This is a genomic window from Streptococcus pseudopneumoniae, assembly GCF_001072665.1.
GTDB lineage: Bacteria > Bacillota > Bacilli > Lactobacillales > Streptococcaceae > Streptococcus > Streptococcus pseudopneumoniae_S.
This window is the reverse complement of record NZ_JVJI01000042.1, coordinates 1-864: the sequence shown is the minus strand read 5'-3', so window position 1 is coordinate 864 and position 864 is coordinate 1. Positions and strand designations below refer to the sequence as shown.

Annotated in this window: 1 protein-coding gene; it reads left to right on the top strand. The window is 38.0% G+C overall.

What is annotated here, in order from left to right:
• Window positions 1-192: 192 nt before the first annotated feature.
• On the top strand, window positions 193-864 hold a 672-nt coding region (locus tag ADH52_RS11250; protein ID WP_152903960.1), incomplete at its 3' end, for a hypothetical protein.

Here is an 864-nt window from a genome sequence, read left to right as displayed (position 1 = left end):
GCCAGCAAGTTTAGTCTCAATAAGGTGAAAGTAGAGGTCGAAGCACCGAAGTATAACCGCGAGTAGATTCTGAAGAATCTGGAAGAAAGTAAACTTGCGAGGGAATCCAGTAACTTTGACCAATATCTGGCGAAGGAGAAACTCCAACAAGGCTTAAACAAATCCCCATTAATTAGTCGGGAACTTCCGAAGGTGAAGGTAAATGTCGAAGTACCGAAGTATAACAGAGAACAAATTCTAAGAAATATAGAAGAAAGCAAGCTTGCAAGGAAGAGTTCAGGGTTTAAAGATTTTGCAACTCGCGAAAGATATCTAGAGAAGGTCTTTGACAAATTAACTCCTGAAGAAAGGGAATTAATTTTTAATATTTCTAAGGACTCACCTAAAGTGAAGTATATTAGAGGTGCATATACTAAGAAGGAAATACTTGATATCAAGCCCGATTCTCAGAAAGGAATCCTTCGCCCAGATGTTGAGGATTATCTCACTCCTGAATATATAGAAGCACATAGACAACTATTTAAAAATGGTGCTATTAAAATTCAGAAATTTACACCTGAAGAAGGTGGTTATAATAATGGTGCAATTGGTAATCCAAAAGATCATGTTGCCTTTGTTATGCCCAAAGAAGCTGGTGAAACGCTGATTAAAGTGACTAAGGGAGATCCTGAATTGTTGGAAGATATATTAGGCCTACATAGAGGAGATTTAGGCTCTTCTCCTGTAGCTATTGAAATTCCACCAGAATCTATAAAAAACCCAAGAATTCCAAGTGGAAATGAAAAGTCTGCTTTTGAAGGATTTTGGAAACCAGGAGGACAAACCTTCCCAGGAAATATGCCAGAAGCAGTCATTGACGAAGTT